This window comes from Niabella beijingensis (genome assembly GCF_020034665.1).
Lineage (GTDB): Bacteria > Bacteroidota > Bacteroidia > Chitinophagales > Chitinophagaceae > Niabella > Niabella beijingensis.
On the sequence record NZ_JAIQDI010000002.1, the window covers coordinates 2,384,852 to 2,400,092 of the forward strand.

The following is a 15,241-nucleotide window of genomic DNA, read 5'->3' on the forward strand; positions in this document are numbered from 1 at the left end:
TGCCAGATGCATTATGTTTCTGCGGAAGGTTTAGGAAAAAGCTATGGGATCCAGCCCCTTTTCTCTGATATCTCATTTCATATAGAAGAGGGTGATAAAGTAGCTATTGTAGCCCGGAATGGTACAGGAAAATCTACATTATTAAAAATACTTGCAGGAAAAGAAACGCCCGACGCCGGCAAGCTCTGGGTCCACAAAGATGTGGAAGTGATCCTTTTTGAACAAGAGCCGGACCTGGAAGAAGAGCTGACGGTTTCCGATAATATTTTCTTTCACAACCACCCTACCGTGCAGGCCATCCGGGAATACGAACTGGCAAGCGAAAGCGGGAATGCCGACCGTATCGGCCAGGCCCTTGTCCGGATGGATGAGCTGAATGCCTGGGATTTTGATTCCCGTGTGAAACAGATCTTTGGCAAACTGAACATTCACCATCTTGATCAGAAAATAAAGACCCTGAGCGGTGGTCAGAAAAAGCGGGTTGCACTTGCCAGAACACTGATCGACATTGGTTTTGAGCATAAGCATGTATTGCTGATCATGGATGAGCCCACCAACCATCTGGATGTAGGAATGGTGGAATGGCTGGAACATTTTCTGGGAAAGGAGAACGTTACCCTCGTGCTTGTTACCCACGACCGTTATTTCCTGGATGCGGTTTGCGATGAGATCTGGGAAATGGAAGGGGGCGAACTGTTTGTACACAGAGGCGATTATGAATACTATCTCGAAAAAAAAGCACTGCGGATCGAGAACCTGAATGCCTCTATTGATAAAGCCCGTAACCTCTATCGCCGCGAGCTGGAATGGATGCGGAAACAGCCGAAGGCACGTACTACCAAATCGAAAAGCAGGGAAGATAATTTTTATGCCATTGAGAAAACCGCCAAACAACAGGTTTCTGATGACCAGCTGCAACTGCAGATGAAAATGAACCGCCTCGGCGGCAAGGTAGTGGAACTAAAAAAAGTGTACAAATCATTTGGCAGCAAAAAAATACTGGATGGATTTGACTACACTTTTAAGAAAGGCGAGCGGGCGGGCGTCATCGGGAAAAACGGAGCGGGAAAGTCGACCTTTATCAATATATTACAGGGTGTTGAATCTGCCGACAATGGCAAGATCAATGTTGGCGATACGGTAGTGTTCGGCAACTATTCACAACAGGGGCTGATCTTAAAAGAAGACATGCGGGTGATCGAGTTTGTAAAGAACATCGCAGAAAATTTTCCCCTGGCCGATGGCAGTACGCTCAGTGCGTCCCAGTTCCTCCAACTGTTCCTTTTTGACCCGGACAAACAATACACTTATATCAGCAGGCTGAGCGGGGGCGAAAAAAGACGGCTGCACCTGCTCTCCATCCTGTTCCGCAATCCTAACTTTTTGATTCTTGATGAGCCGACAAACGACCTGGACCTTCCTACGCTTTCGGTCCTGGAGAATTTTCTCAGCGAATATCCCGGCTGCCTCCTGATCGTCTCGCACGACCGGTATTTTATGGACCGGCTGGTCGATCATTTATTTGTTTTTGAGGGCGACGGCGTCATTACCGACTTTCCCGGAAATTACACCCAGTACCGGTTACAGGAAAAAAGCCAGCCCGCTGCCGCAGCTATACCCGCCAGGGAAACCTCCGCCGTGACTGCAACGCAAAAACCGGGCAATAAAAAAGTATCTTTCAAGGAAAAGAGGGAATACGAGCAACTGGAAAAAGAAATTGCCGGGTTGAATGCCGAAAAAGAAACCATTACGGCGCAGTTATCCGGCGGCACCACCGACTTTGAACAGCTGGAGGCCCTGTCCCGCAGGATCGGTGAGATCACCGGATTGCTGGATGAAAAAGAACTGCGCTGGCTGGAACTGAGTGAGCTGATAGAGGGGTGAAATAAGATATGAGACGTGGGAAGTGAACTATTTAATGACCGGCCTAAACCGGGTATATTTAAACTATGGAAGATTATCTTATCGGTATCGGAAAACGGATAAAAGCGCTCCGGAAAAACAAAGGCTTTACCATCAACAATGTCGCCGGCAAGGCCGACCTGAGCAATGGACTGATTTCACGTATTGAAAACGGGAGGACCATTCCTTCGCTTCCGGTACTGTTAACCATCATCAACGTTCTGGATGTAGGCATTGCCGATTTTTTTAAAGACATCCCTTTATCCGGCGGAAAGAGCTTTATTGTTTCCAGAAAAGAAGACAATACCATTATCGAAAAGGAAGATGAGGCCCGGGGCTTTGAATACCGTTCCTTATTGGGCAGGCAGCTATCTTCGGTAGGCTTTGAGGCTGTTTTACTGGAAGTGCAGCCGGGCTCTCAAAGAGACAGGGTTGAAACAGACGCCTTTGAATTCAAATATATCTTATCAGGAGAATGTGCTTATATCATCGGGGAAGAAGAGGTTTCGCTCCGGGAAGGAGATGCCCTTTTTTTTGACGGACGTATACCACATGTACCGGTGAACCGGGGCAAGGCTGCTGCAAAAATGATCGTGATGTATTTCTTTCTTCCCAAAAATGAATAAGATTTATAGGCCGCATCAGCTTTATGAAAGAACACTCCTAATTCAACAGTATTGCATCAAGTTCTGTAACCGTATCCAAAATATAATCGGGCTTCGCAGCTTCGAGCTGTTCCCTTGTCTGGGCGCCGCTCAATACCCCAACCGTTATACCGCAACCGGCATTCTTTCCTTCCTCGATATCAATTACAGAATCCCCGGCCTTTAATACACTGCCGGCATCTGTAATATGAAACTGCCGCATGGCGCATTCGATCATATCGGGAAAGGGCCTCCCCTTCTGAACATCATCGGCGGTCACCAGCGTATCAAAATCGCGTCCCTCCTGCCATTGGAGCTTGCCGATCAGCTTCAATGCCGTTTTTTTATCATACCCGGTATTCAGCGCTACAAGAATATTGTTATTTCTCAGCCGTTCAAAAAAAGCCTCCATCCCTTTAAAGCTGCTCACAGCCGCCTCATCATAGGCTTTTTCGAGCGCTGTTTTAAAGTGCGCAAATGCCGCATCAGCAACCGGTTTAACATCGGCTACATCCGTGCAGGCCGTAAGCACATCAGTTATCGCCTTATATTTTTCCTTGCCTGCACCATATTTCAGTACATCACTCAGTGTCAGTTTAAATCCCTGATCATTGATCACTTTTAACACGGTGCGGTACACCAGGTTGTTCTCATTTACCGTGGTACCCGCCATGTCAAAAACAACCATTCTAATTTTACTCATATCTCTAATTTAAATCAAATATCCGTTTAATGTTTTCTTTGGAAAATCCCGCACTGCCGGTCATTCCCTTACCCCCGATACCCGTAACAATATGTATGCATCCATCAATGGTATGCTGAAACAGGTCCTGCGTCCGGCACTGGGAATAAATCCCGTACCAGCGGTTCCGGATCTCATAACTGGGCAGCGCAACGATCTTCTGCGCCTCACTGATCATAAAATCATCCACATCCGTCCGCAGATCAAAGCCCAGCACATCGGCATCAGCGGCAGGCGCATACTCGTGAGAGTCGCCGATGATAACGGATCCGTCAACTGCCTGTTTAAACAGGATATGCACGCCCCATTTCTTTTCAAACGCGTCTGGGTCTTCCTTTGCTTTAATGGCCGCAAACGACGGGCATTCGCTGAACGCTTCATATCTTCTTATGGACAAACCCGTCAGTATCGAGCCTTTCAGCTCATAGCCTGTTTGCGGAACGGTTTGAAGCATCTGCAACTTGGTCACCTCAAGATCGCTGTTTACAAACAGCTCCGGGTACAGGGTCTTAAATTCCGATCCGCAACAGATGATCACTTTAGCAGCCGTAAACACCCTTCCTCCTGAAGTGTGCAGGGTTGCTCCGTCCGCTACCGCCGCACAATGAAGCACAGGAGTGCTGTCGTAATAGTCCAGGCCTTTTTCGCTGACAAGGTATTCCAGCAGTCGTCCGATCATCACCCGCGGCTCTACGGTTATTTCATCCGGAAAGAACAGTCCGGCCTTAACATAGCCGGGGTTTAGTCCCGGATACTTCTCCAGGCATTCCTGCCGGGTCAGCAGCCGGGATTTATAATTATTTTTCCTGTTGATACCGCTCAGTTCTTCGATCAGCTGTACCTCTTCCTCATTGGATGCCAGGTAAACCGATCCGCTCTGCCTTACGGAGATATCAAACCGGTCCTGGATCTGTTTATAAATTCTCAGACTCTCCCTTCCATACTCCTGCCATTTGGTATTCATCCCAGATGGCACCACCTGCCCAAAATTGCGCACCGTAGCGCTTTGGGGTAGTTTATCCTTTTCTATGACCGCTACACGCAGTCCGTTCTCCAGTGCATGACAGGCATGAAAAGTACCCAGTACCCCACCGCCTACAACTATCAGATCATACTTTTTATTCATACTCATTTTATCAAAAATTCCCTGCGGTTATACGAGAACCATGTCGCGGCTTTTTGGGCTGATCCTGCGGTTAAAATACCAGAGCGCAAATGCAACCAACACCAGGATGAGTGCCGCACACTGAATATTTAAAGACACAAAAAAACTCGTCCAGCTTTGTTTCAATCCGATGATCTCTTTCAGGAAGAGGATGATCACCGTTCCCAGGTAACCCAGCGCATCCGCCAGGTAGAACAAAAACCCTACATTGCCCCTGAATCCCAGCAATGCTACCAGCCGTTCGAAAATAAGGCAATGAAACAGGATATAAGGCAGGTAACTCCCGATGCCTGAAAGGATCATCCACCACACAGGTGACAATACGGCCCGGTGGAACAGATAACTGGAAAGAATGGCCAGCAGGGCCCCGGCTGCAATAAGTACCATCCCCATGCCAAATGCTTTTTGATTGTTCCGCACCAGTATCCCTCCGGCTGCCACAACCAGTACCACCACCGCAACCGGTATCTCTGTTAAAGTAACAAGCTGCGGTACGCCCGACACCCCCTGCTCCGCCCAGAACTCCACGATGAAATTATCCCGGAAATCACGCATGATCGTCAATAGTATATAGATCAGCACCAACCCGAAATACCCAAGGCCATTCTGTATTAAAAAACGCTTCCGGTCGCTGCGGAACATCGGCACCCGTTGCGTCCGTTCTTTGATATCGCGCTCATCCGGGCCTTTGGTTTTTTTCAGCACAAGGGCCGACAGGATAAAAACCGGGAAGAATAACAGCCCCGTCAAAAACGGCATATTGTATTCACTGACATTAAAATCCTTCATCAGCACCAACCCGACCGTCTTCACCAATCCGGTTGAGAAAATAAAAGTAGCGCTGAGCGCTGCTGCCAGCAATTCTGTGTTTTTGCGCCCTTCGATATAAGAGAACACAATGCCGAACACCATTCCCAGAGGCATTCCATTAAAAAAAAGAGCCAGTACTTTCAGCCGGGGCGGCACTACGGCGAACAAACCCAGCATGGCCAGCCCGAAGGTGATAAAACCGATCAGCCACAGTGTTCTTTTCTCCTGCTTCATTTCCGAGATCACCCGGATACCGATGAATTTTGACACCATATAACCCAATACCTGGCTGATCACCAGTATCGTCTTCGCGTCCAAACCATAACCAAGATCCAGATCTGTATATTGCCCCGCCAGAAAAGATTTTCTTACAGCGTACATTGCAGTATAACAAAGAAATACGGCGCAGAGGATAAAGATCGTTGATTTTTTACTATTTGTAAATTTATTTTCAGATCCGGGCATGGTATTTTTATTAAACGCCCCAAAATTAGATCCTTTAGTCCTGTGCTTTATTAAGCCTTTGTCAACTTAAGGTTAAGCAATTGTTACGCACGAAATTATGTTGTTTTTTTACTAATATTGCACAATAATAATTATAATTAATTTATAATCAAATAATTAAAATAAAAACAGGCTTATTTAAGATCATCCGGGAAAATTCTGATAAAAAATCAACATTATATTGCTTGCCTGGTATGCGAAACAGCAGCAGCAACTGTGCCGGCCGTTCCGGAATAAAACAAATTATTACAAATAGTAAAAATAAATAATTATGTATCCTACACAGGCCACATCCATGGTATTTACCGGCGCCGGTGATCCGTTTATGAAAAAGCAATATCCCCTGCCCGATCCGGGTGCGGGTGAACTGCTGGTGCAGATCACTTATACGACCATCTGCACCAGCGATCTGCATACCCATTCCGGACGGCGTTCTGCTCCCTGTCCCGGAGTGCTGGGTCATGAGATCATCGGCCGCATCGTGCGTTGCGGAGCAAACAGGCAGACCGACCATAACGGTATTGCCCTGCAAACCGGCGATCTGATTACCTGGTGTGTTTATGCCTTTGATGCTACCACAGAAATAGCCCGGAAAGGAATGCCACAGAAATCGCCGGGAATTTACAAATACGGCCATCAGCCATTCACATCCACCGACGGATTGAATGGCGGGTTTGCAACCCACTGTCTGCTCAAGAATGGTACCGCTGTTTTTAAACTGCCGGACACGATCGATCCGGGAACGGTCGCGCCGATCAACTGTACCCATGCTACCATTGCGGGCGCGCTGCGGCTTGCGGGCGATCTGAAAAATAAAAATATACTGATCACCGGCACCGGCATGCTGGGGCTTTCAGCCTGCGCAATGGCCAAAGAAAGCGGGGCCGGAACTGTTTATGCCCTGGATATAAATAAGGAGCGGCTGGAGTTTTCAAAAAAATTCGGGGCTGCCAGATTGTTTAACGGAAGCCTGTCCGCAGACGAGATCAATAATCAGCTTTCGGCTGAAGAAAAGATCGATATCGTGATTGATACTACTGGCATCCCGGATGTAATGACAAAGGGCCTGCAATTGCTGACCACCGGTGGGCAGGCCATTTGGGTGGGCGCTGTATTTACCCAGCCGCCCGTAGCAGTGGATGCCGAAATGGTGGTAAGAAACCTGCTGACCATAAAGGGGCTGCACAATTACACCATTCCCGATCTGGATGCTGCGGTACGGTTTATCATTGCAAAACAACACGACTATCCCTTTAAAACGCTTGTCGGGGCTGCATTTCCGCTCGATCGCATTGATGAAGCATTTGCGCTTGCAAAGAAAGGGCTGCACTATCGTGTAGGCGTAGTACAATAATTTTTTCCACCTGCGGAATAAATGTATGCGCTGCGATTCCTGTCCAGGCGGACAGACATTGCTACCGGAAACTTCCCGGTCTTCTGCTATAACTCCAAACGCATTTCCAGCAGGTTGGGCCGGAAACCAAATTTCTGATATGCTTTTTTGGCAGCAGTATTTTCGTCGTAAACATTGAGCCGTACTTCCGTGACCCCTGTGGTTTTCACCCACGCGATCAGCGCTTCCAGTATTTTTTGACTTACCCCCTGTCCGCGAAAAGCGGGCTTTACATACATGAACCCCAGGTAAGCGTATTCCTTATATTTCTGATAGGGTTTGGCCGGCAGTATTTTTGCATAGCCCGAGCCAATGATCTCATGTTCCGTTACAGCCAGCAGCACGGTCGCCCGGGGCGACCGGATCAGTTCAAGGAGATCGTAATAATGGATCTCCCCCTCCCTCAACGAATTATCAAAAGGCCGTTCGGCCTTTATGATGCCGCTTTCAAATTCCAGAAGTATTTCAGCATCCGCTGCAACGGCCGCTCGTATCACCAGGTCCATACTGATCCTTTTATTTTACAAAAGAAGCGATTCACTAACATAAAATAGCTCCCCCCGGTTTAAATAAAGAGCGGACGCATGAACCGCCCGCTCTTTATTCTGGTATGCCGGCCCCTGTCAGGCGGCGCCCATTACTCTTTTCAATAAGGCAAGGGTAGCCTTAATGCCATCATATTCGCTTAAGACATCGCCTTCATATTCGATACCCACTATGCCGGAGAAACCGGAGGCATTAATAATATCAAACACTTTTTTATAGTCCGTTTCGATGCAGTTTCCTTTATCATCAAAACCATACGACTTTGCACTCACCCCTTTTGCATAGGGGATCATTTCCTTTATCCCCAGGTAGCGGTCGTATTCTTCCACGCATTTCCAGTTCTCGCCCCGCTTCAGACAAAAATTTCCAAAATCGGGAAGTGTACCCACTGTTTTTTTGCCCACTCCTTTCATTACGCCACTCAGCCATTTACCATCCGAGGAATAGCCCCCGTGATTTTCCACGATCACATTAATATTTTCTTTGGCTGCATATTCGCCCAGCCGCCCCAATCCGTCCACTGCGGCTTTGGCAACTTCTTCCGCCGTTCCGTTGCCTGCAGCATTCACCCGGATGGTTTTACAGCCCAAGTGCTTGGCCGCGTGTACCCATTTATAATGGTTCTCCACTGCTTTTTTCCGTTCGTTGTCATCGGTATTTCCCAGCTCTCCTTCCCCGTCGCACATGATAAGGTGATTGGATACCCCATTATCCTTACATACCGTAAGCAACTCATTCAGGTAGCCCGTATCCTCTGCTTTATCCTTAAAGAACTGGTTCACATATTCCACAATGGAGATCCCGAATTCCTTTTTTGCGATCCTCGGAAAATCGAGGTTGGTGATCTGCTTTTTTTGAAGGGCACGGTGGAGCGACCATTCGGCCAGCGATATCGGATATGTTTTTACTTTACCTGCTGCCAGCAGCGACTGGCTGCCCAGTGCACCAGCCGCCAGCACGGATGTCGTTCTTAAAAAATCTTTTCTGTTCATACGCATTTTGAGGGGATTGTAAGGTGAGTTGATCGCTAAAAAAACAGCGTTCCATTCAACAGGAACGCTTTTCTTTCCGGCCCTGACTGATACAGTGCCATTTTATATCATTATAATGCCCAGGCTTTATCTCCTTTTTTATAAGGATAGGCACCGTCAAATTTTCCGGGGGTTTCTACATAACGCAGCGCCTGTGTGGCACCTGGCTTGGAAGTAAAGTACCCCCACAACGTTAATTGTTTCATCATTGTAAAATAATGTGGCGGATAACTTTGTTTTACCTTCACCGCACCAAAATTCTTTTTTGCCTCCTCTGCTTTCACCCATTCATCCTGTTGTTTATTGAAGGCATCTCTTTCATTTTTATAGACCTCGGTTTTTACAAAATCCTTTGCTTCCTTATCCAATGCCGTCAGGAATTCGGTCTTCTCTGTTGCAGACAGTTCCGCAAAGGCCTTTTTATATTTTGCCTTACAGGCATCGTTAAATTTCCCGATACCATCATTAAACGCCTTTTGTTCGTTCTCCCGGTAACAATCCGTAACAATGGCTTTCATAAACTCGCCGATTTTTGCAGCCTTTGCGCCCGGCGAATCCGGCGTGGTAGGGATAATGGTCTCTCCTATTTCATCCAGCAGGGCGATGGTTTCCGGTGAAAATGAACCGGCCTTTGCGCCGGGGGCCTTACAGCCCGACATAAACATCTCGGCGCCCACTATGGTACCTCCCAGCAAAATACCTACGCGTGATAAAGCTTCTCTTCTGTTCATCGATTATTTTTTTTAGACCGGAAAGTACTTCTGCTCCTTTCCGGTCATTCTTGTAACAAAATTTGATTTATTGCATCATTCTGAATGACCACACATTTTAAAGATTCTGTTTTTTCAGCTCTTCCATCGCATGATCCACCGCACGGGCTGTAAAGGCCATATACGAGAGTGAGGGATTCACACAGTTGGCGGATGTCATAAACGAACCGTCAGTAACAAATACATTTGGGGCATCCCAAACCTGATTCCATTTATTTACCACAGAGGTCTTGGGATCCGCTCCCATCCGTGCTGTTCCCATTTCATGGATACCGCGGCCAATCGTACCGTCACCGTCCCGGCCTTTTACATCCTTTGCACCGAATTTTTCCAGCATTTCTATTGCATCGTTCTTCATATCCACCCGCATCTTGCGTTCATTCTCCTTCCACTCAGAATCGATCGCCAGTACATTCAGCCCCCACTTATCTTTCTTTGTTTTATCCAGTGTGACCTGGTTCTCATGATAGGGTAATATCTCGCCAAAACCGCCGATGTTCATAGACCATGATCCCGGTTCCGTAAGTGCTTCCTTCAGACTTACACCTATCGACATTTCTTCTGCTGAAGCATTACCGCGGCCGCGGCCGCCGCCGCCCTGGTAGCCAAAGCCCCGCAGGTAATCGCGTTTTTCGCCGTTCATGTTCCGGAACCGCGGGATGTAGATGCCGTTTGCCCGCCGTCCGTAAGTATATTTATCTTCAAACCCTTCAACACGACCTGAAGCTCCCACGCCGAGGTGATGGTCCATCAGGTTGTGCCCCAGCTCACCGCTGGAACTTCCCAATCCGCCCGGCCATATATCTGTGGCTGAATTCATCAGGATCCAGGTACTGTTCAGGGTGGATGCATTAAGGAAAACGATCTTTGCGTTATATACGTATGTTTTATTGGTTTCCGCATCCAGCACCTCTACTCCGGTAGCGCGTTTTTTATCTTTATCGTATAAGATCTTCGTAACAATGCTCCAGGGTCTTAATGTAAGGTTTCCTGTTTTCACCGCAGCCGGTAAAGTAGACGACTGTGTGCTGAAATAGGCACCGAAGGGGCATCCCAGCCAACATTTATTCCGGTACTGGCAATTCGTACGCCCGGGAAGCGGCTCGGTAATGTTAGCAGTACGGCCAATGATCACATGCCGCTGACCTTTATAAATGTCCTTGATCCGTGAAGCAAAATCTTTTTCTACAATGGTCATGTCCATCGGTGGCAGAAACTGTCCGTCGGGCAGGTGCGAAATACCATCTTTATTTCCGCTGATGCCTGCAAATTTTTCTACATAGTCATACCAGGGAGCGATCTCATTATAACGTACCGGCCAGTCAATGGCAATTCCGTCCTTGGCATTGGCTTCAAAATCCAGATCGGACCAGCGATAGCTCTGACGGCCCCACAGCAGGGAACGTCCGCCCACATGGTATCCGCGGAACCAGTCGAAGCGTTTGATTTCGGTATAAGGCGATTCCTTTTCATCCACCCACCAATCGGTATTCATTTCGTTCAGCGGGTAGTCCCGGTTCAATACCGGGTGCTCCTTGATCATCTCCTGTGTTTTTGTTCCCCTGTGCGGAAACTCCCAGGGAGCCTTGCCGGCATTTACATAGTCCTTTACATGTTCAATGTTTTTACCGCGCTCCAGCATGATCACTTTGAGCCCTTTTTCGGTGAGTTCCTTTGCAGCCCATCCACCGGAAATACCGCTACCGATTACAATAGCGTCGTAAGTATTCGTTTCTGCCATTAGACTGATTTTAAAAAAATCTTTAAATCGTTAGTAAAAAAAATAAACAATCATTTAATAGCTATAAAAGTATCGTTTTAAATTTAAATTCTTTGCTATTTTTTTTTAAATTATATGAACGGTGTTGTGTATTTAATACATACCCCTGATTTGCGGCTTTTTTTTAATTTTTTCTAACAAAAAACTACCAGAAAATGAATTCTTGGGAATGGGTTATCTTTGCTCCATGAGTTTTTCAGAAACCAACCCGTTTACAAAAACAGCAGTTGAAACCGACGTACTGACGGCGGAATCAGCTTCCTGGCAGCTGATCGTATGGAACGATGAGGTAAACACTTTTGAATGGGTGATCGAAACCCTCATGGAGGTATGTGGTCATACCTATGAGCAGGCAGAGCAATGCTCCTATATCATTCATTTTAAGGGCAAATATGCTGTTAAGGAAGGCATGTATGAAGATCTTAAGCCCATGTGCAATGCGATCCTCGACCGCGGGATCGCTGCCACGATCGAAGAGCTGGTGGCATAGCCCTGTATACCATGGCCATTTTTGCGTTATCCGATGCATTGTATTTCCCTCCTGTACATCTGGTGGAGAAGGATGGCCTCCTGGCCGTTGGCGGTGATCTGAGTCCCGAACGGCTGCTGCTGGCCTACTCCTCCGGTATTTTCCCCTGGTATGAACATCCTCCTGTATTGTGGTGGTGCCCCGATCCGCGCTTTGTGTTATTCCCTGGTGAATTCAAACGCAGTAAAACCGTCCGGTCGCTTCTCAACAGGAATGCTTTTGATTTTACGGTCAACCGAGATTTTGAAGGCGTGATCCGGCAGTGCCGCCATGTGAAGCGTGTCGACCAGGACGGCACCTGGATCACCGATGAAGTGGTAACTGCTTATTGCAACCTGCATCGTATGGGTTATGCGCATAGTGCCGAAGTGTGGCAGAATGGTATGCTCGTCGGCGGCCTCTATGGCATCCGTCTGGGGGGCGTTTTCTTCGGGGAAAGCATGTTCAGCCTGGTAAGCAATGCGTCCCGCTATGCCTTTACAAAATATGTGGAGCTGCTGCAGGAAGAGCAGGTGCAGCTGATCGATTGCCAGATCTATTCGGAATACCTTGAGAGCATGGGCGCGCGAATGATCGAAGGAAAACAATTTGCCGCGTTGCTGAAACAGTATAACCCTTAAAAACGGGTCTCAATATAATGCGGCAGCATCGCCCGCCAGGTAGGCCAGTCGTGTTTGTAATCTTCTCCCCAGTTGTCAAATTCATAATAGATCCCTTTGTCATACAGGATCTTTGCAAACTCCCCTCCCGCCGTCGGATCTTCATAAGCGCCCGCACCCGTTAAGATATGGATATGCGGGCTTTTCCGGATCTGCTCCAGCATTCCATGATCCGTAAGATTGGGCATGTAATGCCAGGGACTGTTCAAATACACCGTATCATTTATAAAGCCACCGGAATAATAGGTAAGATCGTATACCCCGCTCATGGCGATCACCCCACTCAACAGATCGGGGCGTTTCAGAAAAAGATTCATACTGTGCAGCGCACCAAAGGAAGCACCGCTGATGAATACCGGGGTTTGCGCACCGGATTCATTTTTTATAAATGGGAGCACTTCATTGAACACATAGGTATTCCACTGTTCGTGCCGCTGGGCCTTATCCCAATTGTTCATTTCTTTGTTCAGCCAACTCTCATTATTCACACTGTCGATCGAATATACTTTCAACCGGCCCGTATCAATAAAAGGAGCCAGGCTGTCGATCAGCTGAAACCGCTCATATTCCAGGTAGTCTGCACCTGCAGTAGGTACCAGCAGCAGCACCGTCCCGAAATAACCATAGGACACGACCGGCATCTCTTTTTGAAGCGATGGGCTGAACCAGTGACTGATCTTTTTTTCCATAAATCAGAATTTTAATGCCCATACAAAATAGGTATTAAAACCGATTTATAAAAAAATTACTTCGCATTCCGGGTCACGCCTTCCCATCGGTCCGTACGGAACGGAGCAGCCGGAAGCCCTGCACTGTTCACAAGATTCGCTTCGGGGTTATCCCCCCAGGCATAACGCACTGCCACAGGCTGTTTTACGGCAGCAGCAGTTACAATAATGGTGTTGCCTTTAACGACCGCATCCGCCCAGTGGAACTGCTGATCGGTTCCGGCAATTGCAAAACCGGTCAGCTTTTCACCGGCCGCTTTCATTCCGGCAGCATGGTCGAATGTCAGTATAATCTGCCCGTTGTTTATTTGCTGTGATTTATAAAGGGGACCTGAATACTCCACCTTCTTTTTGTAATCCTTATTCAGTGCGATCAACGCCAGCCTTCTTCCTACCTCCTGTTTGTTCTTTGGATGGATATCCCCAGCATCGCCGATATCAATAATGGTGGCCATGCCGGTATGCGGCAGACCGGTGGTCATCAGCTGCGCCTCCCGCAGCTCTGCCCATGCAGATGCGGCCGGTGTTTCAGAACGTTTCATAAAATTAGCCAGCTGCACAAAATAGAATGGAAAATCACCGGAGGAAAATTTTGACCTCCAGTCCCTGATCATTGCCGGAAAGAGCTGCCGGTACTGGTAGGCCCTTCCGGCATTGGATTCCCCCTGGTACCAGATAGCACCTTTTATGGTATAATTAATAATGGGATAGATCATGGCATTGTACAGGACGGTCGGACGATTGGGATTCTCCGGGTTCTCGGGTGCCGGCGGCAGGTCGGTTAATGCAAAGGATGTTTTATACTGCCAGTTGCCCGAAAGCGCTACCTTTTGTCCGGTGCCGTTCTTAATAAAAAGCTGCGCTGCATTTCCATATATACCTCCTCCGTTACCATTGTCTGTCACCCGCACGGTCAGCTCATTTTCTCCTTTTCTGATCAGCCCTGCCGGGATCGTATAGACCCGTTCTTTATTCCAGCCTTCGGTGGCACCGATCTGTTCCCCGTTAAACCAGGTAATATCGTCATCATCAACCGGACCGAGGCTAAGGGTGAGATCGCCCGCCTGCCAGTTGTCCGGGATCGTGATCTTCCGTTTGAACCAGATCACACCGTCAAAGCCAGGCAACCCGTTATCTTCCACCAGTCCGGGAAGCTGCATCTGCTTCCAGTCTGCCGTATTCAGACCGGCAGCAGCCCAAACGGCCTTCCCGTTCTGCATTCCCTTATCCGCAGCCTGCTTTTTTGCATTCCATTCTGCCATCAACCCTTCAAAGGCTGCTTTATCTGTTTTGGGCGTCGCTTTTATCTTCGCCGCAGCGGCAGCAAAATCGGGAAGCTGCTGAAGGGTTTCATAACTGGTCCAGGCTTCTGCAATGGTACCGCCCCAGGAACTATGTATGAGCCCGATAGGGATCTTTGTCTTTTCATAGATCTCGCGTGCAAAAAAATACGCCACCGAAGAGAACTCTGCAACCGTGGCAGGTGTACAAATATCCCAGCCATTATTACGAACCTCAAGTTCTTTTTGCGGCTGATTGGCCGTAACATGGGTTGCCTGCAATAAACGAATGGACGGATGATCCGCGTTGGAGATTTCTTCTTCATAGTTTAGGATCTTTCCCCAACCGGCCAGCGGCATTTCCATATTGGACTGACCGGAGCACAACCATACATCGCCGACCAGTACATTTTCAAGCGTAATGGTATTGTCTTCCGCAATGGTGATTACATACGGGCCTCCATAGGAAGCCGTCTTTACCTTTACCTTCCAATTCCCCTCGCTATCAGCCTTTGCGAGATAGGTTTTTTTATCCCAGGAGGTCTGTACAGTAACGGTCTTTCCCGCACCGGCAGTACCCCAGAGCGCCGGGGTGGCCTTCTGCTGCAACACCATGTTATTGCTGATAACCGCCGGCAGCCTTACCGTGGCGGTTAGTTTTCCGGCGATGCCGGTCATAAGAAAAATCAACAGCAGGAATCGGCAAGACTTCATATGATCGTTTTTAGGGTCACTAAATTACAGATAATCTGCCGACC

At 48.0% G+C, this 15,241-nt stretch carries 14 protein-coding genes; 5 read left to right on the forward strand and 9 right to left on the reverse strand.

Going from position 1 to position 15,241, the window contains the following annotated elements; genetic code table 11:
* Positions 1-6 precede the first annotated feature (6 nt).
* Positions 7-1,884, forward strand: a complete 1,878-nt coding sequence (locus K7B07_RS25985) for an ABC-F family ATP-binding cassette domain-containing protein (protein ID WP_223713469.1) — start codon at positions 7-9, stop codon at positions 1,882-1,884.
* Between the two features lie 65 nt (positions 1,885-1,949).
* The gene (locus K7B07_RS25990) at positions 1,950-2,528 is read left to right on the forward strand and encodes a helix-turn-helix domain-containing protein (protein ID WP_223713470.1); all 579 of its coding nucleotides are present in this window, start codon (positions 1,950-1,952) and stop codon (positions 2,526-2,528) included.
* A gap of 37 nt (positions 2,529-2,565) precedes the next feature.
* Here the strand turns inward: K7B07_RS25990 and K7B07_RS25995 are convergent, their stop codons facing one another.
* The 3 genes from K7B07_RS25995 to K7B07_RS26005 are packed head-to-tail and all read right to left on the reverse strand — an operon-like array spanning position 2,566 to position 5,728.
* Positions 2,566-3,249: a phosphonatase-like hydrolase gene (locus K7B07_RS25995; RefSeq protein WP_223713471.1), complete on the reverse strand. Its 684-nt coding sequence runs from the start codon at positions 3,247-3,249 to the stop codon at positions 2,566-2,568.
* 4 nt (positions 3,250-3,253) lie between these two features.
* The gene (locus tag K7B07_RS26000; protein ID WP_223713472.1) at positions 3,254-4,414 is read right to left on the reverse strand and encodes a TIGR03364 family FAD-dependent oxidoreductase; all 1,161 of its coding nucleotides are present in this window, start codon (positions 4,412-4,414) and stop codon (positions 3,254-3,256) included.
* Positions 4,415-4,441: 27 nt separating this feature from the next.
* Positions 4,442-5,728 (reverse strand): DUF5690 family protein, encoded by a 1,287-nt coding sequence (locus K7B07_RS26005; RefSeq protein ID WP_223713473.1) that lies wholly within the window; start codon positions 5,726-5,728, stop codon positions 4,442-4,444.
* 310 nt (positions 5,729-6,038) lie between these two features.
* Here K7B07_RS26005 and K7B07_RS26010 point away from each other — a divergent pair, with 310 nt between their 5' ends.
* Positions 6,039-7,121: a zinc-binding dehydrogenase gene (locus K7B07_RS26010; protein WP_223713474.1), complete on the forward strand. Its 1,083-nt coding sequence runs from the start codon at positions 6,039-6,041 to the stop codon at positions 7,119-7,121.
* Between the two features lie 86 nt (positions 7,122-7,207).
* On the opposite strand, the gene K7B07_RS26015 is transcribed toward K7B07_RS26010, so the two are convergent.
* From K7B07_RS26015 to K7B07_RS26030, 4 genes are all read right to left on the reverse strand, one after another.
* Complete coding sequence (locus K7B07_RS26015; RefSeq protein WP_223713475.1) at positions 7,208-7,666, reverse strand: GNAT family N-acetyltransferase; 459 nt, start codon at positions 7,664-7,666, stop codon at positions 7,208-7,210.
* 117 nt (positions 7,667-7,783) lie between these two features.
* The gene (locus K7B07_RS26020; protein ID WP_223713476.1) at positions 7,784-8,698 is read right to left on the reverse strand and encodes a sugar phosphate isomerase/epimerase family protein; all 915 of its coding nucleotides are present in this window, start codon (positions 8,696-8,698) and stop codon (positions 7,784-7,786) included.
* Between the two features lie 110 nt (positions 8,699-8,808).
* Complete coding sequence (locus K7B07_RS26025) at positions 8,809-9,468, reverse strand: gluconate 2-dehydrogenase subunit 3 family protein (protein WP_223713477.1); 660 nt, start codon at positions 9,466-9,468, stop codon at positions 8,809-8,811.
* Between the two features lie 97 nt (positions 9,469-9,565).
* A complete protein-coding gene (locus K7B07_RS26030; protein WP_223713478.1) occupies positions 9,566-11,248 on the reverse strand; it encodes a GMC oxidoreductase in 1,683 nt (560 codons plus the stop codon).
* 226 nt (positions 11,249-11,474) lie between these two features.
* Between K7B07_RS26030 and K7B07_RS26035 the strand changes: the two genes are divergently transcribed.
* Both K7B07_RS26035 and aat read left to right on the forward strand, forming a co-directional pair.
* Positions 11,475-11,777 carry an ATP-dependent Clp protease adaptor ClpS gene (locus K7B07_RS26035; RefSeq protein WP_223713479.1) on the forward strand — a complete coding sequence of 101 codons (303 nt, stop codon included), beginning with the start codon at positions 11,475-11,477 and terminating at the stop codon, positions 11,775-11,777.
* Between the two features lie 11 nt (positions 11,778-11,788).
* Positions 11,789-12,436 carry a leucyl/phenylalanyl-tRNA--protein transferase gene (aat, locus tag K7B07_RS26040; RefSeq protein ID WP_223713480.1) on the forward strand — a complete coding sequence of 216 codons (648 nt, stop codon included), beginning with the start codon at positions 11,789-11,791 and terminating at the stop codon, positions 12,434-12,436.
* Here aat and K7B07_RS26045 read toward each other — a convergent pair.
* Both K7B07_RS26045 and K7B07_RS26050 read right to left on the reverse strand, forming a co-directional pair.
* Entirely contained in the window at positions 12,433-13,164 is a 732-nt protein-coding gene (locus tag K7B07_RS26045) for an esterase family protein (RefSeq protein WP_223713481.1), read from the reverse strand. The two genes, aat and K7B07_RS26045, sit on opposite strands and share 4 nt — an antisense overlap.
* 56 nt (positions 13,165-13,220) lie before the next feature.
* Positions 13,221-15,197: a sialate O-acetylesterase gene (locus K7B07_RS26050; RefSeq protein ID WP_223713482.1), complete on the reverse strand. Its 1,977-nt coding sequence runs from the start codon at positions 15,195-15,197 to the stop codon at positions 13,221-13,223.
* Positions 15,198-15,241: the final 44 nt, after the last annotated feature.

Excerpts from the sequence above, each read along its gene's own strand:
- K7B07_RS26005 (WP_223713473.1), bottom strand. The coding sequence starts at position 5,728 with ATGCCCGGATCTGAAAATAAATTTACAAATAGTAAAAAATCAACGATC.
- K7B07_RS26030 (WP_223713478.1), bottom strand. The coding sequence starts at position 11,248 with ATGGCAGAAACGAATACTTACGACGCTATTGTAATCGGTAGCGGTATT.
- K7B07_RS25985 (WP_223713469.1), top strand. The coding sequence starts at position 7 with ATGCATTATGTTTCTGCGGAAGGTTTAGGAAAAAGCTATGGGATCCAG.
- K7B07_RS25995 (WP_223713471.1), bottom strand. The coding sequence starts at position 3,249 with ATGAGTAAAATTAGAATGGTTGTTTTTGACATGGCGGGTACCACGGTA.
- aat (WP_223713480.1), top strand. The coding sequence starts at position 11,789 with ATGGCCATTTTTGCGTTATCCGATGCATTGTATTTCCCTCCTGTACAT.
- K7B07_RS26045 (WP_223713481.1), bottom strand. The coding sequence starts at position 13,164 with ATGGAAAAAAAGATCAGTCACTGGTTCAGCCCATCGCTTCAAAAAGAG.
- K7B07_RS26000 (WP_223713472.1), bottom strand. The coding sequence starts at position 4,414 with ATGAATAAAAAGTATGATCTGATAGTTGTAGGCGGTGGGGTACTGGGT.
- K7B07_RS26015 (WP_223713475.1), bottom strand. The coding sequence starts at position 7,666 with ATGGACCTGGTGATACGAGCGGCCGTTGCAGCGGATGCTGAAATACTT.
- K7B07_RS26010 (WP_223713474.1), top strand. The coding sequence starts at position 6,039 with ATGTATCCTACACAGGCCACATCCATGGTATTTACCGGCGCCGGTGAT.
- K7B07_RS25990 (WP_223713470.1), top strand. The coding sequence starts at position 1,950 with ATGGAAGATTATCTTATCGGTATCGGAAAACGGATAAAAGCGCTCCGG.
- K7B07_RS26035 (WP_223713479.1), top strand. The coding sequence starts at position 11,475 with ATGAGTTTTTCAGAAACCAACCCGTTTACAAAAACAGCAGTTGAAACC.
- K7B07_RS26025 (WP_223713477.1), bottom strand. The coding sequence starts at position 9,468 with ATGAACAGAAGAGAAGCTTTATCACGCGTAGGTATTTTGCTGGGAGGT.
- K7B07_RS26050 (WP_223713482.1), bottom strand. The coding sequence starts at position 15,197 with ATGAAGTCTTGCCGATTCCTGCTGTTGATTTTTCTTATGACCGGCATC.
- K7B07_RS26020 (WP_223713476.1), bottom strand. The coding sequence starts at position 8,698 with ATGAACAGAAAAGATTTTTTAAGAACGACATCCGTGCTGGCGGCTGGT.